Consider the following 23,973-nt stretch of genomic DNA (forward strand, 5'->3'; position numbering starts at 1 on the left):
CACTCCTTTTCTATAGTTTGTTGACGGCTCCCATAATGTCACTCAGATCTTCCAGCGTTAACTCCTCGTCACTGAAATCAGCGGCGCTCCATTCACGCTCCTCTTTGCCTGTGCAATGCGAGATGATCTGCTTGAGAAAGGCATGAAAATATCCCGTCAAAACTTCAATCGTTTCTTTTTGATACTGAAAACGGTTGTACACGACATGCATGCTGAGACATTCCGACGATACGGAGCCGCTGATATCAAGTGTGTACGGACGTTCCCAGTCTGGGCTGACTTCATTTCCCGCTTTTACGGGAGAAACACCAAAGCCGCTGGAACGGATCTCCCTGTCAAACTGCCCTAGATAGTTAAAACTGATTTCAGGAGAATCGGATTCAGTCTCTTCCCAGAGTTTGCTTATATACTTCAGCACCCCGTATCCCGCTCCTTTATGCGGAATGCGGCGCATCATGTCTTTTGTCCGCTTAATGTGATAGCCGAGCCGCTCGCCGTCATCAGCCTGATCTTGAAAACTTGCGTCAACCAATACCGGATAAATTGACGTAAACCAACCGATTGTTCTGCTGATATCAAGATGCTCCAAGTGCTCTTCCCTTCCGTGGCCTTCCATGCTGATTTTGAATGTCTCGTTTCCGGTCCATCTGTTCAGCGCAAGGCTTAACGCGGCAAGCAATAATTCACCCGTCTCTGTTGTGTATGCTCTGTTCGCTTCCGTTAACAGCTGCTCAGTCTCCTGTTTCGTCAATGTAACGGTCATCACATCTGTATCTTTCAGAAGATTGGAAGAGATGCGGGCATCTTTCGGAAGCGGTTCGACCGCCGCTCTTTCTCTTTCGGACCAGTAGTCTGCTTCCTGTAACAGCCGGCGGCTTTTAGCATAATCAGAGATTTGCTTCGCGTAAGTCTGATAGGAATCGGTTTTTGCCGGAAGCGCGGTTTCTTTTCCTTCGAGCACCTGCCTGTAGCATGCGGTGAGATCTTCAAATAAAATCCGCCATGACACCCCGTCAATGACAAGGTGATGAATGGAAAGCAGCAGATGATCGCCATCATTAGCGTGAAATAATCCGACAGCTACGAGCGGACCCGTCTCCAGCCGAATGGAAGTTTGAATACGGGCGGCCGCCTGTTCAATTGCGGCGTGCTCCTCTTGTAATGACCCTTTCCCTCTCACGTCATGCGTTTCAAACGTAAAGAGTTCTTCTTCAGAAAGGTTTTCCGCTCTGTTGTATTGAGTCACCGATCCGTTTTGCGTGCAGCATACCATCCGTAATGCGTCATGATGAACCGCAAGCTGTGCCAACGCTTTTCTCATAGCAGATTCATTGATTCTGTCCGCACTGCGGAGCATAACCGACTGATTAAAATGATCATGCGGCAATGATTGCGAAAAGAACCAGTGCTGGATCGGCGTCAGCGGCACGTCTCCCGTGACGGGAGCCTGATCAATCACGCGGCGGACTTTCCGGAGCCGCATCGACACTTCTCCCAGTGTCTGATGCTCGAACAGCTCGCGGACGGTCGTTTCATAGCCCTGCTGTTTCAGCCTCGCACATACTTGCAGCGCTTTAATCGAATCCCCGCCGAGATGGAAGAAATGAGCATTGGGGCCGAGTCCTTCAACACCTAACAGTTCTTCCCAGATGTCAGCCATCATTTCTTCAGTTTCATTTCTCAGGCTGATATCATCTCCAAGGCTTTCATTTAATTCAGGCTGCGGGAGCGCCCTCTCGTCCAGCTTCCCATTCGCCGTCAAAGGCAGTTCATCAAGCTCTATCAAGCGGGCGGGAATCATATATTCCGGCAGAAAAGCTCTGAGAGAGGCCTGAATCTCTGCTTCTTTTATCTTTTCGTTCCCGTGTAAGACCGCGTATGCGTAAATGGAGTGCTGACCGTGCTGATCAGCACGTGTGATCACGGCGGCCTCTTTCACGGAGGAAAGCTCTTGCAGCGCTGATTTAATTTCTCCCAGCTCAATTCTGTGGCCTCTGACTTTTACTTGCGCATCTTTCCGCCCGACATATTCCAGCTCGCCATTTGAGAGCCTTTTGGCGATATCACCCGTCCGGTAGAGCCGCATGCCGGAAACGTGCGGATTCGTGATGAAACGGGAGGCGGTTAAATCATCCCTGTTTACATATCCCCTCGCGACGCCTTCCCCGCCGATATAAAGCTCACCGGGAATTCCGATCGGCTGCGGATTCATATAGGCGTCCATAACAAAAGCATGAAGGGTTTCCAGCGGTCTGCCGATATTGCTTTTGTTTCTCTCAATATCATCCATATTCAGTTTTTTGCATGTGACGTGAACCGTGGTTTCCGTAATACCGTACATATTAACAAGCTCCGTTTCCGGGTACTTCTCTTTCCAGCTTTTCAGCATGCCGGGCTGAAGCGCTTCTCCGCCGAAAATGACATATCGAAGCTTCAGCTTGTCCGTATGCCCGGCCTCTTCATGAATGAGTCCGGAAAAAGCCGTCGGCGTTTGGTTCAGCACCGTTACGCCTTCACTTTGCAGCAGCTGCCGGTACAAATGCGGATCACGGGCTGTGTCTTTCGGCACGATAACTACCTTTCCGCCGTATAAGAGCGCGCCGAATATTTCCCAGACAGAAAAATCAAAGCAATAGGAATGGAACAGCGTCCAGACGTCTTCAGAGCCGAAATCAAACGGCAGTCCTTTATGTGTGATAAGGCTGATGACATTGCGGTGTTCCGTCATAACGCCTTTCGGTTTTCCGGTTGTGCCCGATGTATAAATCACGTAAGCCGGCTGTTCAGGCGTTATCATTTCTTTCGTTCTGTCTGCTGAAACGGATTCAGGCTTATCGATGTATAAAACCGGCAGCCCGTCCATTCCGGATATCCCAAGACCCGATTGCGTCAACAGAACACGCGCGCCGCTGTCAGTCAGCATAAATGAAATCCGCTCGTCCGGATAGTCAGGATCAATCGGCAGATAAGCTCCTCCCGCTTTTAAAATACCGAGAATCCCAATCAGCATATCCAGAGATCGTTCGGTCATAATTCCGACAATCTGTCCGGAGCGGATGCCGTTTTCCGACAGCATATCGGCGATTCGATCCGCCTTTTCATTGAGCTCGCGGTAGGTGAGACGCTCATCAGACATGACGGCTGCAATTTGATCCGGCATTTTTTCCGCCTGTGCTTCAAATAAACTGACAATCGTTTCATGCCTCGGATACTCCGCCGTTTGATTTTCCGCTTGAAGAAGCATCTGCCGCTCGTTTATGCCCAGCAAATGAATGTCAGACAGCTTCCGCTCATCATCCGATGCGATTTGTCCTAAAAGCTCTTTAAAATGACCAGCCCACCGTTCAATCGTATCTTTTTCAAACAACGCGGTACTGTATTCAAAATGAAAATCCAGTGAGCCATCCGGCCGTTCCTCGGCATGAAGCGTCAAGTCGAATTTTGAAATGTCATGCTTCACTGCATGTGAAGAAACGGATAAGCCCGGAAGGTTCACTTCGAAATCATCACTGTTTTGCAAAACGAGCATGGCATCAAACAGCGGATTGCGATTGACTTCCCGGTGTGTATCAAGCTTTTGGGCAAGTTCTTCAAACGGGAAGTCCTGATGTTCGGCCGCGCCGAGGGCGAGCATTTTCACCTCTTCTAAATAAGCGCGGAATGTCTTATCCCCTTTCGGCCTGCTTCTCATTGCCACGGTATTTACAAACATGCCGATGACCCCGTCAAGCTCAGCGCGGCTTCTGCCGGCCGCAGGTGAACCGACGACAATGTCTTCCTGCCCGCCCAATTTAGAAAGGAACAAGGAGTAGCTTGCCAAAAGAATCATATACAGTGTCGAACCCGTCTCATCCATGAGCCGGCGCAAGTTCTCCGCCGTTTCCTTTTGAAGGCGCGTTCGAACAACGGACCCGCTGAAATCAGGAAGCTGCGGGCGCTTTTTATCGAGCGGCAGATCAAGAACGGGAATGTTTTCCCCGATCGCATCCAGCCAATAACGCTCATGTCTTTTGAATTCTTCAGCGGCAAACCGCTCATGCTGCCAGACGGAAAAATCTTTGTACTGGAGTTTTAACGGCCGCAACTCTTTTCCTCTGTACAAATCCGTCAATTCTTGAATCAGAACACTCATTGACACACCGTCTGCGATAAGATGATGCATATCAAGCAGCAGAAAATGACGTTCTTCAGTAACTTTGGCTAAAGTCACTCTCAAAAGCGGCGCTTTTTCCACGTCAAACGGTTTGACGAAAGTTTCCATCACCTCTTGAAGAAGGTTCCCGGATGGCATGTGAATCTCTGTGAGGTCAAGATCGACATGTGCATGTATGTGCTGCATCGGCTCCCCGTTTCGTAAAACAAATGATGTGCGTAACGCTTCATGCCTTTGTAACAGCGCTGAAAAGGCTTCGTGCAGCCGATCCCGGTTGAGTCTGCCGCTCAGTTCCAGACAAGCGGGCATATGATAGCCCGTACTGTCCGCTGCAAGCTGATGAAGGGCATAGAGCCTTTTTTGCGCAAAAGATAGCGGGTACAAGTCCTTTGCCACAGCAGGCGTGATTTCTGCATATTCTCCTCTTTTCCTCTGTTCAAGGAAGCGGGCCATGCTCTCGATGGTCGGATGTTCAAAAACATGGCGGACGGCAAGTTCAATTTGGAGCCGTTTATGTATGTTTGAAACAAGCGACGCGGCTTTCAGCGACTGTCCGCCGATTTGGAAGAAATCATCTCTCATACTGATATGTTCCCGTTTCAGCACTTCTTGCCAAATAGACAGCAGCTCGGTCTCAAGCATTGTGCGCGGAGCTTGATAATCACCGGTTCTCTCAGCTTCTTTCGGCTCAGGAAGTGCGGCCCGATCAAGTTTTCCGCTCACAGACAGCGGCATTTCCGTCAATTTCGTAAAGCTTCCCGGTATCATATAAGCAGGTAATCTCCCGGCCAATTCGGCATGAGGGTCAAATGTCACACCCGCGTTTTGCAGTACGACATAAGCTGCAAGCTCCTGTTCCCCGTCCGCCGTTTTGCGCACGGTGACTGCCGCCTCTTTTACCCCGGACAGACTTCTGAGTGCCGTTTCAATTTCTCCTAATTCAATTCTGTAACCTCTTACCTTCACCTGATCGTCAAAGCGTCCCATATATTCAATCGTTCCATCCGGTAAAAATCGGGCTGCATCTCCCGTTCTGTACAGCCGTTCACCTTCACGAAACGGATGAGGGGTAAAGACTTTGTCCGTCAGCTCTTTTTGCTGAAAATATCCGTCCGCCAGACCTTTTCCGGAAATACACAGTTCACCGACGGCTCCGACCGGCTGCAGCCGATCTCCGTGCATCATATAGACAGAAGTGTTGGCAATCGGGCGCCCGATCGTAATCCGGCTGCTTTTTTGCAGGTTGCGCAGAATCGTCGTGGCCACACTGTTTTCCGTCGGCCCGTATTCATTCAGCAGCTCGGCATTCGGGCATATGCCGCGGCTCGCTTCCACGATATCAGGAGTGGCCGCTTCCCCGGCAAATGTCACCGCTTGAAGCGTCTGCGCATCCTTTTTCGTCAGCGAATCAAGCAGAACGCGATACAGAGACGGAACGATCAGAAGATGGCTCACTCCGTGGCGGGTGATTTTCTGTTTTATTGAAAGGACGTCTTTCGCATCATCTTCATCAGTTAACAATACACAGGCGCCCGACAGAAGCGGAGTGAAAAGACTCGTTAATGACCCGTCAAATACGTATGAAAAAAGATGAAGCGCTATGTCCCCTTCTGTCATCCCGTATTCTTCACGCCGCCATTGCAATGTATTGCTGATCGCTTTGTGTTGTACAAGCACCCCTTTCGGCCGGCCTGTCGTTCCGGAGGTGTAAATGACATACGCCCAATTTCCGCTGTCAGATACCGGCGGAAGCGGTGAAGTCTGCTGGGAAACCGTTTCCTCCATGATGACGACGCTGCCCTTGAAATGCGGCGGAATGAGGGGGAGCAGGTCCTTTTCGGTCACGAGCAGTGAGGCTTCACTGTCTCTCAGTAAAAATGAAATCCGTTCAGGCGGGAATTCCGCATCAATCGGCATATAGGCGCTGCCCGACTTCCAAATTCCGAGCAGAGCGGCAACCGTACTCATTGATCGGCGCAGCATAACAGCGGTGATCTGGTCGGGGCGTGCGCCTTTTTCCCTTAACGCATGCGCAATCTGATTCGCCCGCTGATTTAATTTCTTGTAGCTCCAGCTTACCCCGTTATATCTCAACGCCTCTTGGTCAGGCGTTTTTGCCGCCTGTTCTTCAAACAGCCCATGAACGGTTGTCTCAGGGTATGGACGGTTCGTTTCGTTAAACGAATGAATCAAGGCTTCTTCCTCCGGAGGCACGAGACTGATGCTTGATAAAAGCCTGTCCGGATCTTCCGTTACACAGGAGATGACCTCCAGAATATGCCCTTTGATCCGTTTCATGTCTTCCCGATCGTAGATGCCCGCATTGTAGCTGAATTTCACATAAAACTCTTCTCCCGGAACGATGACGACGTTAAGATCGTAATTGGTTTCTTCCGCCATCGAAAAGTTTTCAAGTGAGAGCGCACTGCTTTCCGTTTGCTTCCAGCCGTTTACCGCAGTCTGCATCTGAACCGGATAATTCTCAAAAACCAGGATGTGGTTCAAGAGATCTTTTTGCAGGCCGCTCTCGTTTTGGATGTCATACAGCGGATAATAGCTGTGCTCTTCCGCAGCGAGTGACTCTTTTTGCACCTTTTTGAGAAGAGAAGAAAAAGTCATATCCCCAGCCGCGCGCACCCTTACCGGCACGGTATTGATAAACAGTCCGGCCATGGATTCGATGCCGGCGATAGCTGACGGCCTGCCGGAAACAACTGAACCGAATACCGCATCTTCAGTCCCGTTGTAACGATGGAGAAGCAGCCCCCAAATGCCCGTAAATATAGTATTCAGCGTGACCCCGATGCTTCGGGCAATGTCTGTCAGCTTTTGCACGGTTTCAGACTCAAGGGAAAATTGAAAATGCTCAGATGCATAACCGTTTTGCGCCGGCTTATTCTTCGTTTGCGGAACGGAAACGACTTCTCCGTAATCTTCCAAGCAGCGCGACCAGAACGCTGACGTTTCTTCTTTATTCCGGCTTCGGAGCCATTTGATATAAGAGCTGTAAGGAGCCGGACTGCCGAGGTTTACAGGCAGCCCGTTTCGGATCGCATAATACATGCTGAAGAAATCTTTCAGCACAATGCCCAAGCTCCAGCCGTCCATCATAATGTGATGGTGAGTCCAAACGCATGTATGGCGGTTTTCTCCCGTTTGAAAAAGAGTCAGGCGCATTAAGGGGCCTTTTTGCAGATCAAAGCCCTTATTCCGGTCGGTTTCCTTGAATTCCTTCATGATGCTTTGCTGCCGTTCTTCCGAATAGTCTGAAATGTTCTCAGTCTGTACGGCTGTGTCACGGCGTGAAAGAACAACCTGCTGCGGTCCTTCAAGGTCAGGCACTTCTTTTATGAAAATCGTTCTGAAAATATCATAACGGCTGATAAGCATATCCAGACTTTTTTGGAATGTATCAATGCATAAATCCCCGCTGACTGTAAACGAAATCTGCTCGACATATGCGTTTGATCCGGAATCCAGAAGCGAATGAAACAGCATGCCTTCCTGCATATATGATAAAGGGTAAATATCTTGAATTTCTGTCGCTTGTGTCACGAATGCCACACACCTTTTTATGAAATTAAAGTCCTTTTACGAGATCCTCAATGCTTGATAGTGCTTGAGCGGTCAATTCTGTATGGCTGTAATCCGTTAATGTTTTTTCCCGCTCTTTCTTGCCGGAACAGTGGGCGATGATGTCCTCGATGTGAGTATGGAAACGATTCATGAAGAACTCGATTGCCCCCGGTGCAAATACATCGGTATAAACGGCTTTTACCTCCAGTTGCCCGGCCGCCACCATCGCGTTAATATCCAGATCAAACTCGCGGATGCGCCCGGCCGCTATATCATGCTGCGGCTTGAACGGTGACATCTTCAGTGTCCCTTCAAGACCGTCAAACGCACCGAGATAGTTAAAGCTTATTTCTGGGTCTTTATAAAGAATGTTTCGCGAATATCTCAGCAGCCCGTAGCCGGTTCCGTGATGAGGAACCCGTCTCATCATGTCTTTTACCGTCTTTATGCGGTGAGCGGTTTTTTCGCCTGAGCCTCCCGGCACTCTCATATCCAAAAGCACCGGGTAAACAGATGTAAACCATCCTGCCGTTCTTGACATATCAATGTCAGGCATATGCCCCTGGCGCCCGTGCCCCTCAGTGCTGATAAGGATCTGTTCAGAACCCGTCCACTCATGAAGCGCCATTCCAAGCGCCGTTAAAAGCAATTCATGAACATCCGTTCCGTATGCCTGCTGTGTTTCCAACAGCAGCTGTTTCGTGACTTCGCTGCTTAATATCCACGATGCAGTGCGCGCGTTTTCCTGCAATCGTCCGGCGTTTTCATCAGTTATTTTCGGCAGCGGCGCTGTTTCACTAGACATCACGCTGTCCCAGTATGCGGCTTCCTCCAGCAATGCTTTGCTTTTGGCAATGTCAAAAAGTTCTTCGGCATACTTTATATAAGAATCGCTTTTCGGCGGCAGTTCAATTTGTTTGCCGTCCAATGCCTGCTGATAAGCTGTCTGCAGATCTTCAAGCAATATCCTCCATGACACGCCGTCCACGATAAGATGATGAATCGTTATAAGAAGATGGTCGGCTTCCTTCTGACGGAACACTCCGAGATGAAGCAGAGGCCCCTGATCAAGACGCATAGCCTGCTGTATTTCTTTTTCCTCAGCGGCTATCCGTTTTTCGGGCTGCGTTTCTTCTGAAAGATCTATGACGTTAAGCGTAAATATTTCTTCATACTGCTTTGTGATTCCGCGATTATATTGAACCGTTTCCCCATGCTCATTTTCAGTGAAAGTCATTCGCAGCGCATCATGATGTTCGGTCAGCGCGCAAACCGCCTGATACAGCGCATCTATTTCGAGGCTGTCTTCACTGCACAGCATGACCGCTTGGTTATAATGAAGCTCAAACGCACCCGGCTCCTCAAAAAATCTCTGCTGGATCGGTGTCAGCGGAGCGCTTCCTTCTATCGGCCCCTGATCAGCAGTTGCAACAGCCGGCGTGAGGTGCTTCGCGAGTTCTGCAATCGTCGGGAATTGAAACAAATCGCGGATCGACATGTTCCAGCCTTCTCCGGCGAGTCGGGCTGACACTTGAAGCGCCTTAATGGAATCTCCCCCAAGCTCAAAGAAAGAGTGATGGATTCCCGCTTTCTGAATATGAAGCACATCTTCCCAAATCCGGCATAACATCACCTGTTTTTCATCGCCGGGCGCGACAAATGCCTGGGATGAATGTATCTCTTCTGCCGGCAATGCCGATTTATCAAGTTTGCCGTTCAGTGTCAGGGGCATGCTGTCTAAACCGATAATATGGGACGGCATCATATAAGCCGGGAGTTCCTGCATTAGAGACTGGCGAAGTGATGAGATATCGGCCTCTTTAGGAACGATGTATGCCGCTAATCGGGCTTGTCCTTCGGCATCTTTCATCACGGTAACAGCCGCTTCTTTGACTTGATCGTGTTTCAAAAGCACACTTTCTATTTCTCCCGTCTCAATTCTGTAGCCTCTGATTTTTACCTGCTTATCAATCCGCCCTTGAAAACGAAGAGTACCATCCGGCAGCCAGCAAGCCTGATCTCCGGTTCTGTAAAGCGTTTCTCCCGTTTGTAACGGGTCACTGAATGCGCCCTCTGTCAGCTCAGGCTGTCCCCAATATCCTTTGGCGACGCCGGCCCCTCCGATATACAGCTCTCCGAAAACGCCGATCGGCTGGACCTGTTTGTCTTTGTTTAAGACGTACATTTGTACATTCGGAAGCGGAACACCGATCGGCACATCATCTTCCCGCGGCTTTTCGCTCATTTCGGCTTCATAATACGAAGAATCAATTGTCGCTTCTGTTACACCGTAGCTGTTAATGATCCGCATTTCTTTTCCGAAGCGTTCATGAAGCGTATAAAAATCCTGCGACTTGATCATATCTGAACCCAGTACCAGTATTTTTACACTTTGCAGCGCGAGCTTCCGGCGATATATATATTCCATAAACGGAACAATCAGCGCGGGTGTCGACTCCATAAACGTGATACGGTGCTGATCAATGAGCCGATAAAGCTGTTGCGGCTCAAGCCGGACGTCATCCGGACAAATGACAAGCGTTCCCCCGTTTAGCAGGGCGCGTGCAAGATCCCCTGAAAATACATCAAATGAGAAACTCGCCATCTGCAGCACTCTGACTGGTTTACGATCAAGCTCATAAATTTTTCGCCATGCAAGTGCTGCATGCGTAAAGCTGCGATTTCTGACTTCGACTCCCTTCGGCGTTCCCGTTGTTCCCGAAGTATATATGATATATGCAGTATCATCCGGAGACGCTGCCGGCTGTATATTCTTTGCACAAATATCATATTGATCTTCATGATCAAGCTGAATGAGAAATAAATTGTGATCCGTCAGCTGTGAAGCAAGTTCTTTGTATTCTGACTGCACCATCAAGACGGATGCCGCGCTGTCTTTTAATAAATAGCGAATCCGTTCCTCAGGATAATGGGAGTCAACTGGTATATACGCCCCTCCCGATTTCATGACGGCAAGAACACTGACGATCGCTTCAATCGAACGGTTTGCCAATATAGCTGCTCTTTTTCCCGGACCGAATCCATTTTTGTGTAATGTTCGCGCAAGCCGATTTGCCCGCTCATTAAGCTGCGAATAGCTGATCTGTTGTGTTCCTTCAATAACAGCGGTCTGATGAGGCGTTTCTTCTGCTTTCTCTTCAAACAGTCGGTGAAACAGTTTGTGTTTTTCCATGAATTCGGTTTGTGTGTTATTAAACTCAATCAGTAACTTTTGTTTTTCTTCTTCATCCAAAATGTCAGCTTTCGATAGTGTGACTTCCGGTTCGGCGGCAACATGGCGCAAGAGATTCAGTAAGTGGCCCATCCAGCGTTCAATCGTTTCTTTCATAAAAAGCTCGGTGCTGAATTCCATTTCAAAGCGGATGTTTCCATCGGATTCAGCCGCTGATAAGGTCAGGTCAAAACTTGATACATCATGTTCGGTATGTTCTGATCGTGACACCTTCAGACCGGCCAGATTTATCTCTTCTCGCTCCATATTCTGAAGAATAAACATCGCATCAAACAGCGGATTGCGGCTCATGTCCCGCTGCACGCCGAGCCGTTCCACCAGCTCTTCAAACGGATAGTCCTGATGCTCATACGCCTCAAGCGCCGCCTGGCGGACTTCCGCCAAGTAATCGGTAAACCGTTTGTCTCCTTTCGGCTCCGTTCTGATGGCCAGCGTGTTGACGAACATGCCGAGAATCGGTTCGAGGTCTTTGTGCGGACGCCCGGCAATCGGCGAGCCGACGATGATGTCTTCCTGCCCGCTCAGGCGCGCGAGTAACGCATTGTACGCGGCGAGAAGCACCATATACAAAGTGGAGCCGTGATCCCGGGCGATGCGGTGAAGGCCGGATGCCGTTTCAGCGTCAAGCGTGCACGATACGCTGCCGCCCGCAAAGCTTCTGACAGCCGGACGGGGCTTGTCAGCCGGAAGCTCAAGCACCGGAAGCTCTCCTTCAAGCCGCTTCAGCCAATAGGCTTCCTGCTTCTGATACCCTTCTTTCTCCTGAAATGACCGCTGCCAGACGGCATAGTCTTTATATTGAAGGCGCATCGGCGCAAGCGAACGGCCTACGTACAGCTCGCCGAATTCTTTAATCAAGGTGTTGACGGACACACCGTCAGAAATAATATGATGCATATCCGTTAATAAAAGATGACGTTCGTCCGATTCTTTCACGAGAGCCGCACGGAAGAGCGGCGCTTCCTCCAGACCAAACGGCCGGACGAATGCGTCAGCTGACTCGGCCTCATCCAGCTGAAACGGTACGCTGTCATGGATGCGCTGCACCGGTTCGCCGTCAGGCCCCGTTTCAAAGGACGTTCTGAGCGACTCGTGCCGCTCCACAAGCTGCCGGAACGTCTCCTCCAGCCGGACACGGTCAAGCGGGCCCGTCAGTTCCAGCACAGCCGGCATGTTGTAGCCGACACCGCCGTCTTCAAGCTGCTGGAGCACATACATCCGCTTCTGCGCCGAAGACACCGGGTAGGTGTCCTGTTTTTGCGCAGGCTGAATCGCTTCATACGGGCTCTCTTCCAAGTCCTGAATAACCGAAGCGAGCTCTTCCACCGTCGGCCGGGCGAAGATGTCCTGTAACGGCACCTGAACACCGAATTCTTTGGCGATGCGGGAGACGAGAGCCGTCGCTTTTAACGAATGGCCGCCCCGCTCAAAAAAGTGATCCCGGATGCCGACGGGGCCGTTTTTCAGCACCTCTTCCCAAAGGGCGCAAAGCTTCATTTCCGTGACGTTCCGCGGGGCGGTGTACGCCTGTCTGTCTGCCGCTCCGCCGGGAGCCGGCAACGCGCGGCGGTCAAGCTTTCCGCTCGGTGTGACCGGCCATTCGGCCATCTTTATGAACTGAGCCGGCATCATGTAAGCCGGAAGGCGTGTCGCAAGCTCCGCCCGCACGTCATCGCTTTCCCGTCCTTCAATATAGGCGTAAAGCGCGGTTTCGCCGTGTTCGTTCCGGGCGGTGACCGCCGCCTCACGAATGCCGTCGATGCGCCGGATCGCCGCTTCGATCTCTCCCGGTTCAATCCGGTAGCCGCGGACTTTCACCTGTCCGTCTGAACGTCCGAGCCATTCGACTAGGCCGTCTTCTGTCCAGCGTGCGATATCGCCCGTCTGATACATGCGTTCTCCCGGATAAAACGAATCATTGAGAAAGCGCTCCTCCGTCAGCTCAGGCCGGTTCAGATAGCCCCGGGCCACCCCTGTCCCCGCGATGTACAGCTCTCCTGCCACGCCCGCAGGCTGGATGGTTCCTCCGCTATCTAATACATACAGACGGGCACCCGGAACGGGTTTACCAATCGGAAGCCGCGTCCGTCCGCTGTCCCGTTTTCGGTCACAGACGTAAAACGCCGCATCCACCGTCGCTTCCGTCGGTCCATAGCCGTGAATGAGCACGGTCTCCGGCAGAAGATCGGCAAACCGGGCAGCCGTAAGCGGTGAAAGAGCTTCCCCTCCGGCAAACACGCGTGTCAAGGTTCTGCCGAGGCGTGTTCTTGTTTCCGCAGGCTCCGTTTCCAGCGCGTCTAAAAAGCTGTTGACCATCGCCGGAATAAAATGCGCGGTCGTCACCTTTTCTGAGGCAAACGCTTCAATCATCCGCACAGGATCTTTCTCCCAGCCGGCCGGAAGCAGATACACGGAGGCGCCGGACATCGTCCACCAAAACAATTGCCAGATGGAAGCGTCGAAAGAAAAGGATGATTTCAGCACGATAATATCCTCTTCCGTCAACGGGAACTGCCCTTGCATCCCTGATAAAAAGGCGGCGGCCTGACGGTGTTCAACAGCCACTCCCTTCGGTGTTCCCGTCGAACCGGACGTATAAATGATATAAGCGAGCGAATCAGCATCCGCTTCGTCAGAGACAGCCCCTGTCTCCGTCTCGCCTGTCAGAGCAGAAAGAGACACTTCTAGCGTTTCTCCGGAAAAACCGGAAACGGATAATCCCGGCTGTGCAAGCAGGAGACAAGCGCCGCAGTCATCGAGCATATAGCGCAGCCTGTCCTCAGGATACTCCGGGTCAAGCGGCACGTAGGCGCCGCCCGCTTTTAACACGGCAAGCACTGAAACCACCATCTCCGGCGAGCGTTCAGCGAGCACGCCGACCATGCTTTCTTTGCGGACGCCTTTTTGGCGGAGCCGAGCGGCGAGCCTGTCTGTGTACTGGTCAAGCTCGGCGTACGTCAGCATACCGTCCGGAAAACGAAGCGCCGGACGATGCGGCGAAAGCGCGGCACGGCGGGTGAACAGCCCGTGAAGCGTCGGAGCCGGCGGTTCAACCGCTTCTGTACGGTTAAACGAAGATAACACCCGTTTCTTTTCTTTTTCATCCACCATATCAATATGCCGAATCAGCCGGTCTGGATTTCTAACGGCATTTTCAACGATCGTCAGCAAATGAGTTTGAATACGTTTAATCGATTTTTCAGTAAATAAAGCGGATTGGTAATCAAAATTCAGCTCAATCAATCCCGTATCTGTCCGCTCCTTAATTAAAATGGAGAGCTCGTTTGCGGTATGTCCGCTGAAAAACATGGCCGTTTCATAATCGAAACCGTCTGCCTTACGCCACTCAAGCGGCTGATACTGCATCGAAATACCGATGATATTTTGCAGGTCATGATGAGTCTGCCTTAATTCATTCACAAAAAGATTGTAAGGATATTTCTGGTGCCGCATAACAGACAGCTGCTCTTTTCCTACGCTGCGGACAAAGGACAGGAACTCTGCATCAGGATCTGCCGTCATTCTGATCGGCAGTGTGCTGACGAACATGCCGAGCATATCCTTTTCGAGCCTGGAGCCCCGGTTTCCGTAATAAGTGCCGATGGCAATATCCTTTTTAGCCGTCAGACGGCTGATGCATATGTATAACGAAGCCATAAACAGAGAGATGATGCTGATATTATTTTCTTTGCAAAAAAGCCGGATTGATTGTTCTAAGGAGTGAGAAAGAGTGATTGTATCTCTGGAAGCCGCAGTGCTTTGTCTAAGATGAGAGGTTCGTTCCGCCAGTGAAAGGTGTTCCGGAACGGTTCGGTATGTTTCAGTCCAAAATGAACGGTCTTTTTGAAAACGGGAAGACTGTAAGTATTGCTGTTCTTTTTCCATGTAGCTGAGATAGGAAGGTCTGTGGTGTTCAGTTAAATCCTCGCTCCGCATGATCTTTTGGTAGATATCAATGAGCTGGTTGCCGAGCAGGTTGAGCGAGATGCCGTCCATGATAATATGGTGAAATTTTGAATAAAGCCAAACTTCTTCGTCTGACATGACAAGCAGAGTAAATTGATACAGAGGTGAATGAAACAGCTTGAACGGAACACGGGTCTGCGTGTCAATCCATGCGTCCCGCTCTGCCTGATCAGTATGAGTAAAATCAACAGTCTCTAGAGAAATCGGCCGATGCCCCGCAAGATACAGCTGGGGTTCTGATCCGTCCCCTTCTGTCAGTTGAAACCTGAGCGAATCATTTTGCGAGATAGAAAAATCTAAAGCATGGCGCAGTACGTCAAAATCGATGTCCCCCCTGAATTTGACGCATGCCGCGAGATTGCAGATACTTGTGCCCGGTTCGAGCAGCTCCGTAAACCACACTCTTCTTTGTGCGTGAGTTAAAGAATAAACAGTGTTCTCCAATGGAATCCCTCCGCTTCAATTTAAGAGGATAAGAAAGTGAAATAATTACAATTAAATTTCGACAGCATATGACTTAATCATCCATATAAGCATTATTTTAAAACATATTTTAGAAATCACAATAAAAAATTAAATTTTCTCTAACATTTTTTAGAATATAGTATATATTCCTCACTTCACTTCTTCATTTCTATAATCTTTATACCATGTAAAACGGTATGTATGCATACTGTAAACTGGTTCTTAAACACTATAATAAGGAATAAAATGTATAATTAATTGCGCTTTTAAAAAGGTTTTCCTCCCGAAAAGAAGTTTTATGTTAAAAAATGAATAATCGGTGAACATGTAAGAAAGCGATATGTAAAAAAAAGGAAGGATATTGCCGATATTACTTTTTGAAAAGATTGATTCATAATCGCAATATAATGTTTTACAGACATCAAAAAAAGCCGAATCCTCTAAGGATTCGGCCCTTCTTATTGATTTGCCAGCACGACTGCGATTTTGTCTTCAATGTCTTTTCCGTCATCTTCGTCAAGCAGCCCGTTTTGAAGCACGGAAAAAATAAGCGTATCTCCTGTTTTTGTGTCTGCATAGCCGGCAATCGAACTGACTGATGTTAGTGACCCGGTTTTCGCTTTAATTTTGCCCTCTGCCGGAGTATTCTTCAGCCGGTTCCGAAGAGTGCCTCCCGTCATTCTGTCGCTTGCACCGGCGACAGGGAGCGAACGAAGGAAAGCCGGGTACCACTTTTCTTTCTGAACCGCATACAAAAGCTCTCCGATTTGACTGGCGGATACGCCGTTAATATGAGAAACGCCGGATCCGTCTCTTGCAATCAATTTATCCGGATTGAGCCCGAACGATTTGAGCTCCGATTTCATCACGTCCAAGCCCTTTTCCCAGCTGCCCTCCCCTTTTTTCACTTTTCCCATTTCCTTGATCAGAATTTCGGCGTGCCCGTTGTTGCTCAGTTTCATAAACGGGATCAATAATTCTGAAAGAGGCATGGATGTCCGTGATGTGACGAGCTGGATACGGTGCGGCATTCGCCCTGTTCTGATTTTCCCTTTTACAGTTATACCCTGTTTAGTAAGCGCTTGTTTCCATAAATCTAAAGCATAGGACGACGGATCCCACACTGCCGCCCATTCTCTTGCCTTTGCCGAGCCGGCAGGTATGGTTCCCTTTATCGTAATCACATTGCCGCCGTGCTCCCGTTCAACCGTCAATTCTTTCGCTTCATCAGAAGCGACGGTTTTCACTTCATTTTTCACACGAACGACGTCCGTATGGGGGGAAATCGAAATGCGCGGCTTTTTACCGGGCTGTTTTGCCGGGCTGATTTCCGCAATCACCGTTCCGGTATCATAATCCTCATTTGGGGAAGCGGTAAGAGCTGATACTTGCGCGCCATAATATTGGCCTTCATCACTCCACGGAAGATCAACTGAATACCTGGTATCGTCATACCACGAATCATCCCCGATCAGATCTCCTTTAATGACATGGATGCCTCTGGCTTTGACCTGTTTAGCCATCTTCTCAAAATCAGAAGCCAATAGGGTCGGATCGCCTTTTCCCCTGAGATAAAGGTTTCCGCGCAGCTGTTTTCCTTTCACGGCGCCGTCTGCCCGTACTTCTGTCTTAAAGGTGTAATCTTCTCCGAGAACGGAAAGCGCCGCAGATGCCGTCAGCAGCTTCATTAGTGATGCAGGCCTCAGCCGCATATCTTCCCGGCTGCCGAACAGCACCTCCCCTGTTTTTGCTGACCGGACACTGACGCCCGCTGAAACTCCCTTTAAAGCAGGTTCTTCATCCAGAATGTGTTCCAGCTCTTTTTGCAAAGTATTTTTTTGTTCAGCCGCCTTAGCCGCCTCATCAATATAAGGAACTGCGGCAATGACCAAAAGCAGAATCACCGCGCACAAGCGTTTCACATATGTTTTCAATGTTATCCCGCCTCTTTCCTATTCTTCGTCATGCAAAATGGTGATCCTGGATGACGCAGCCGCTTCTTCGCCCGGTTTCAGAATCTGAAGCCCTGTCAGTGATGCAGGCTGATTCAGATTAAATGCATCTGTAACGGAAGTATAAGGCTCAAGACTGACAAACCCCTGCTTTCCGTCACCGTTATATACCACCCAATGCTTGAAAGACGTGTCTGCTTGATACAAAACGGATAATTGCTCATCCGGATGATAAATAACAGCTTCATTATTGCCGCCATTCCGTCCGGAAGAAAGAAAAACATCGTCAAACTGTTTATTTTTCAAAGACATCCCATGACGGAACGCTTCTTTATCAGGAACATCCAATAAACGGCCCGTCGGCACGAAACGTTCATTTAATTCCCACATGCGGTCAGCCGTCAAAAATAGACGGGATCGCTCTTCATTGAAAACAAAAGTTGAATGATAGCCGAGCCCCCAAGGAAAAGCCTCCGTTCCCTTATTCATAATCAGCGCCCGCTGCGTAAACACATTGTCTTTTAATGTATAGGTCATCCGGACAATGACATCGTGCGGAAATTGTTTATGAACACGGGGAATCTTTGAAAGATCAATTTCTGTTTCGACTTTCATTCCATCCCCCTCTTCTTTCGCTGCCGTCGCTTTCCAATGCTGATTGTGAAGAAAGCCGTGAATATGATTATGTTTATCCTCTTCGTTTATCTCAAATTGATACGCGCGGCCGTCAAAACGAAACGTCCCATCCGTAATCCGGTTCGGCGGGAATAAAACGGGAATGCCGTACAGCATCGGTTTTTTGCGGAATTGCTCCGCAGTTTCCGGTTCTCTCAGAAGCCGCATACCGGTTCTTTTATCCCGAAGCGATATGACATTTGATCCCCACTCCGGCACAATGATGCATTCAGCCTGATCAGTCTCCGCTTTTATGGCTGAAGCCCCTAAATAAGTCGTATGTTCAATCGTCATAAGCACCTGCCCTTTCCTTGTTTTCTAGCATGTATAGGAATTCCATTTTCTAAACTCATTTTCCTTCTCTAAAAAAAACATCGCCCGTATGAACTGAGCGATGTGCGGTAAAACCTTATTGAATCAGCCGGGTAATCTGTTTTTTCTTCCATACAAACCGGTAATATCCGTATTGCAGCAGCAGGCTGACGACAAAAGCCGCCGGATAACCGACCCAAATGCCGAGAATGCCGAGATTCGTATAATGAGAAAGAATAAAGGCCACAGGCACTTCAATTCCCCAAATCGCAAAAATACTGATAATCGTCGGCCATAACACCGTACCGCTCGCCCGCATTGTCGCTGAAACGATCTGAGCGTGACCGAAAATCAAATAGCTCCAAAGGGTAATCATAATCAGATTGCGGGCAATGTGGAGTGTATCCTGATCTGTTAAAAACAAAGCAAGTATCTGCCGGGAGAAGGTGTAAATCAGCACAATCAAAACCCCGCCGATCAAATAATTCAGGCCGATGCCGACTTTGATGACCTGTTTCAGCCGGCCGAATTGATTGGCGCCAATGGATTGGGCGGCAAAAATGGAAACGGCGATACCGAGGCTTACCGCCGGCATCTGCACATAACTCGCCACTTGGTTGACGACCCCGTAAGCAGCCGTCGCGTTTGATCCGTAATGATTGACAAATGAAATGACCGCAATTTCAGAAAGTGACACGAGAATCATATTGATGCTCGACGGAATACCGAGACGGAGTAAAAGCGCGAGCAGCTTTTTGTCCATTTTAAGAGAACGGAGCGCAGTCCGGTCAAATGCCAATGGATGTTTCCTTTTCCGCAAATAAACCATGAGTACGATAAATGTCACGATGTTTGAAATCACGGTTGCATACGCCGAACCGTAAATGCCGAACTTCGGAAGTCCGAAAAGCCCGAGAATCAATAAGGGCAAGAGCCCGATGTTTATGACTGTACTGACGATTAACGTATAAAACGGGGTCTTTGAATCTCCCGTTCCGCGTAAAAATGTCGTATACGCAAAATATAAAAACATCAGCGGCATTGCGCAAAACAAAATGCGCGCATATCGGACACTGACATCTATTACGTTTTCCGGCGTTCCCATCAACCGCAGAATATCAAGCGTAAACACACTGCCGACAACTGCCAGGACAACACCGAGCATAAAGGTAAAAGTCAGTGTAGTGCCGACAATCGCCTTCATCCTCTCTTCGTTTTTCGCGCCGTAAGCCTGCCCGATCAGAATGGAACTTCCCGAACCGATTCCGATCGTAAAGGAGATCAGCAGAAAAAACAGCGGAAAAAAAGACGATACAGCGGCAAGCGCATCGACTCCGAGCCACCTTCCGACAAATACCATTCCGACCAATTGGCCGACAGATTGCAATACATTGCTTAAAAGCAGCGGCACTAAAAACAGTGACATCGATCGCCAGACTGACTGGCCGCGGCCTTCCGCTGTTTCTAAATGATCTTGTACTTCCATATGTAGGACTCCTTTTTTGATTTTCTTCCATTTTATTATTCAGCAGACAGCTTGTAAAAACCTTTTGTTCAATGAAACTCTTTATCTTTTTCTCGCGTCTTACATGGAAATAAACCATAAAAATAAAAAGTCCGGAAAATATTTCTGAAAAGGTATTGTAATCTTACCGTAATTATTGTAACATTTGTAACATAAGAGAAAGAGATTGATAAGGAGAGATTATATCATGAAAAAATGGCTATTATTCCTCACTACTATTACATTGATTCTGTCATTGGGCACTGCGGCGACCGCAAAAAATGCACCTAATGACCTTACACAAAAACAAGCACTTCAGCTGGCCCTGTCAGCGAGAGAACATTTCTGGAACACAATGAGCGGCGGTGCGCTTAAATCAAACGCAAATTGCACATCTGAACCGTTTGAATATCAAAATCTGCAATATGTATTTATGTGCAAAGACCTCGGAACAAAAGCGAAAGCCGTAAAATATCTGACACCCGCTTTTACAAAGCAAGCGATTGACAAAGGGCTCAAAGATTACCACTTCACTGTAAAAGACGGCAAATTGGCTGTTCCGGTCGGCGACGGAGATAACCTCCTGAATTGGAAAAAAGCAAAAATGACCCTTCTTTCTAAAAAAAGAAGCATCCAAACATACCGCTTCACTGTACCGACTCTTGACGGTTCTCCGTCAGCAAAACGCGATGTAACATTCGTAAAAGAAAACAACGTTTGGAAAGTCAATCAATTTGATGCTGTCATATAAGAAAAAGCCCGCTTACAGCGGGCTTTTTTCACATCATTTCCACCAGGTTTTCACAAAATATTCAACTCAAAACCCCCTTGTATAACAAGGGGGTTTCTGTTTTACCGACATTATTAAGCTGCGCCTATCTCATACAAAAACGCTCTAGGAGAGATTCGAACTCCCGACCTGCAGTTTAGGAAACTGCTGCACTATCCGCTGTGCTACTAGAGCCTGCTTCTATTATAGTAACGCTGGCGGCCGTTTTTTTCAAGCCTACAGCCCTCCGAACACTTTATAGGCGGCTCTCGTCGTATCTTCATCTATTCCGATATAACGCATTGTAATAGACGGAGAAGAATGATTCAAAATCCTCTGCAGTTCAGCAATGTCTTTTGTCCTCTGATAAAAATGATACCCGAACGTCTTTCTAAGCGTGTGCGTTCCGATTTCCTCCAACCCGCAAGCGGCAGCCGCTTCCTTTAATATTCTGTATGCCTGAATCCGGGATATGGGCTTATTCGTCCGTTTCGATTTAAACAAATAGTCCTCCTCTTTCATGTCTTTTGTATAAGCGTATATGTCGGCCTTTAAAGACTCCAGTATCAGAATTTTTCTTTTCTTTCTCGTTTTGCTTTCGGTTGCCCACACATGGTCTTTGTTCCTGACATCCCTCACGCGAAGCGGCAGAACATCTGAAATCCGCAGTGCGCTGTTCATGCCGAAAATAAATAAAAAATAATCACGATCACTTTTCTTCATTAAATACTGTTTGACTTCCTGGATCTTCTCCAAACTTCGGATCGGCTGTACGATATGCATCAAAAAACCCCTTATAATTGGTAAAGTAACATATTGAGCATTATGTTACTATTATAGCCGAAACCCGTTGAATGATAAAGGATAAAGGGTCTTATGTAACATAATATACATAGTGTTACATAAGGTGAATCAGATACGCAGTTTCAACAAATCCCTCAAAAACATCATTTTCAGCCCGGTGACAAGCTTTTAAACAAATAGAGACTCAAGACATTAAAAAATGAAAACAACGGCCTTAAAAGGAAATCTGAGCATCCGTTTTTTTGTGAGCAACCGAAAAAAATGCAAAAAAAGACACAATATGAAATTGTGTCCTAGTCTTCATCTTTTACATCAATGTCTTCAGGAAGCGGCTCATTTAAAAACTCTTGAATCATTTCCTTATATTTTTCCAGCTGTTCGAGATGGGTTTGAAATTGTTCCTTGTTGATTAAATATTGCTGTCCGTCATGGACGGCCCTTATTTTATTCGTCAAAACAAGATTGTGCACATATTCTTCAGGAAGACTGGTAAACTCCGCTGTCTCTTTGATCGTTAAATACATGGCTCACGTTCCTTTCATATGTCATGTGAGTGAATTCTGTTTTGTTCATTGTAGCTTATTTTTTGTCTTTATGCTTGTTTCACAGCTTTTTCAGTCCGGTTTCCCATTTAGCCTATTTGCGACTGATTACATTCACACAGAAACCCCAACTTTTTGCGCATCGGACTATTCCGTTTGTCACTTGTGAAAACAGCACATTTTACTTACTCTATAATTGTAAGCGGAAAACAAAGGAGGCAGACTATGAAAAAGAAAAAGTTTATGAATCTCTGTTTTATCGTTCTGCTCAGTACGTTGCTCGCGGCCGGAAGCATCCCTTATCACGCTCAGGCTAAGAAACACCCGTTTTCCTATGACGACTACAAACAGGTAGATGTCGGCAAAGACGGCATGGTTGCCACCGCCCACCCTCTCGCTTCACAAATCGGTGCCGACGTGCTGAAAAAAGGCGGCAATGCAATTGACGCCGCGGTTGCCATTCAATTCGCATTAAACGTAACTGAACCGATGATGTCGGGAATCGGCGGCGGCGGATTTATGATGGTTTATGATGCGAAGACGAAAGACACCACCATTATCGACAGCCGGGAACGCGCACCGGCAGGCGCAACACCGGATATGTTCCTTGACGAAAACGGCAAAGCCATCCCTTTCTCCGAACGCGTTACGAAAGGGACTGCAGTCGGTGTTCCAGGAACATTAAAAGGACTAGAAAAAGCGCTCGACAAATGGGGCACACGCTCCATGAAACAACTCATCACCCCTTCCATTAAACTTGCCTCAAAAGGCTTTCCGATCGATTCGGTTTTAGCTGATGCCATCTCAGATTATAAAGACAAATTATCACACACTGCTGCAAAAGACGTGTTTCTTCCGGACGGAGAACCTCTGAAAGAAGGAGACACACTCATCCAAAAAGACTTAGCCAAAACATTTACAGCTATTAAGTACAAAGGCACAAAAGCATTCTATGACGGAGCATTCTCCAAAAAGCTTGCGGAAACAGTGCAGGAATTCGGCGGCTCAATGACAGAAAAAGATATTAAAAACTTCAATGTGACGATTGACGAACCGATCTGGGGAGATTACCAGGGCTATCATATCGCAACTGCTCCTCCTCCAAGCTCGGGCGGTGTTTTCCTGTTGCAAATGCTGAACCTTCTGGATGATTTTAAGCTTTCTCAATATGATATCCGTTCTTGGCAAAAATATCAGCTTCTCGCAGAAACGATGCATTTGGCTTATGCTGACCGCGCCGCATTTGCCGGGGACCCAGAATTCGTCAACGTCCCTCTCAAAGGCCTCTTGAATCCAGATTATATCAATGCCCGCAGACAGCTGATAGATATTGATAAAGTCAATAAAAAACCGAAAGCCGGCGACCCTTGGGCCTATCAGGAAGGTTCTGCAAACTATAAACAAGTGGAGCAGCCGACTGACAAACAAGAAGGCCAAACGACTCATTTCACGGTAACTGATCGCTTCGGCAATGTCGTATCTTATACGACAACGATTGAACAGCTGTTCGGTTCCGGCATTATGGTTCCCGGATACGGCGTTGTGTTGAATAATGAGTTAACAGACTTTGATGCGGTGCCTGGCGGCGCAAATGAAGTGCAGCCGAATAAACGTCCGCTCAGCAGCATGACTCCGACTATTTTATTCAAAAATAACGAACCTGTCCTGACTGTCGGCTCCCCCGGCGGAGCAACGATTATTTCTTCCGTCCTGCAAACGATCCTGAACAAAGTTGAGTACGGCATGGATCTGAAAGCGGCGGTCGAAGAGCCGAGAATTTACACAAACAGCATGACATCCTATCGATATGAAAAAGGAGTGCCGGAAGAAGCCCGCACAAAACTGAACGAAATGGGGCATAAATTCGGCAGCAGCCCGGTTGATATCGGTAATGTGCAAAGCATCCTGATTGACCGTGCAAACGGCACCTTCACCGGAGTTGCCGACTCAAGCCGAAACGGAGCCGCAATCGGCGTAAACTTGAAAAAATGTGAAAAATGAC

At 48.3% G+C, this 23,973-nt stretch carries 9 protein-coding genes and 1 tRNA gene; 2 read left to right on the forward strand and 8 right to left on the reverse strand.

All coding sequences use genetic code 11. The features are described from left to right. Positions 1–10: 10 nt before the first annotated feature. The 5 genes from NYE62_RS10560 to NYE62_RS10580 all read right to left on the reverse strand — a co-directional run bounded on the left by NYE62_RS10560 (position 11) and on the right by NYE62_RS10580 (position 19,838). A complete protein-coding gene (locus NYE62_RS10560) occupies positions 11–7,708 on the reverse strand; it encodes an amino acid adenylation domain-containing protein (RefSeq protein WP_342496928.1) in 7,698 nt (2,565 codons plus the stop codon). A 25-nt stretch (positions 7,709–7,733) separates the two neighbouring features. Beyond that, on the reverse strand, positions 7,734–15,392 hold the full coding sequence (locus NYE62_RS10565; protein ID WP_342496929.1) for an amino acid adenylation domain-containing protein: 7,659 nt from the start codon (positions 15,390–15,392) through the stop codon (positions 7,734–7,736). Positions 15,393–15,871: 479 nt separating this feature from the next. Further along, a complete protein-coding gene (gene dacB, locus NYE62_RS10570; RefSeq protein ID WP_342496930.1) occupies positions 15,872–17,347 on the reverse strand; it encodes a D-alanyl-D-alanine carboxypeptidase/D-alanyl-D-alanine-endopeptidase in 1,476 nt (491 codons plus the stop codon). Between the two features lie 18 nt (positions 17,348–17,365). Continuing rightward, positions 17,366–18,334, reverse strand: a complete 969-nt coding sequence (locus NYE62_RS10575) for an aldose 1-epimerase (protein ID WP_039063411.1) — start codon at positions 18,332–18,334, stop codon at positions 17,366–17,368. A gap of 115 nt (positions 18,335–18,449) precedes the next feature. After that, positions 18,450–19,838, reverse strand: a complete 1,389-nt coding sequence (locus NYE62_RS10580; protein ID WP_007407362.1) for an MATE family efflux transporter — start codon at positions 19,836–19,838, stop codon at positions 18,450–18,452. 226 nt (positions 19,839–20,064) lie between these two features. Between NYE62_RS10580 and NYE62_RS10585 the strand changes: the two genes are divergently transcribed. Next, entirely contained in the window at positions 20,065–20,607 is a 543-nt protein-coding gene (locus tag NYE62_RS10585) for an IseA DL-endopeptidase inhibitor family protein (RefSeq protein WP_108724928.1), read from the forward strand. A gap of 140 nt (positions 20,608–20,747) precedes the next feature. Here the strand turns inward: NYE62_RS10585 and NYE62_RS10590 are convergent. The 3 genes from NYE62_RS10590 to NYE62_RS10600 all read right to left on the reverse strand — a co-directional run bounded on the left by NYE62_RS10590 (position 20,748) and on the right by NYE62_RS10600 (position 21,953). Beyond that, a tRNA-Arg gene (locus NYE62_RS10590) sits at positions 20,748–20,820 on the reverse strand. Positions 20,821–20,862: 42 nt separating this feature from the next. Further along, a complete protein-coding gene (locus tag NYE62_RS10595) occupies positions 20,863–21,408 on the reverse strand; it encodes a site-specific integrase (protein ID WP_342496931.1) in 546 nt (181 codons plus the stop codon). A 314-nt stretch (positions 21,409–21,722) separates the two neighbouring features. Next, positions 21,723–21,953, reverse strand: coding sequence for an excisionase family DNA-binding protein (locus NYE62_RS10600; RefSeq protein ID WP_003153848.1), 231 nt, complete (start codon positions 21,951–21,953; stop codon positions 21,723–21,725). Between the two features lie 243 nt (positions 21,954–22,196). Here NYE62_RS10600 and ggt point away from each other — a divergent pair, with 243 nt between their 5' ends. Further along, positions 22,197–23,972 carry a gamma-glutamyltransferase gene (ggt, locus tag NYE62_RS10605; RefSeq protein WP_342496932.1) on the forward strand — a complete coding sequence of 592 codons (1,776 nt, stop codon included), beginning with the start codon at positions 22,197–22,199 and terminating at the stop codon, positions 23,970–23,972. The last annotated feature ends 1 nt before the right edge of the window (position 23,973 follow it).

Source organism: Bacillus sp. FSL K6-2861, assembly GCF_038630725.1.
Lineage (GTDB): Bacteria > Bacillota > Bacilli > Bacillales > Bacillaceae > Bacillus > Bacillus velezensis.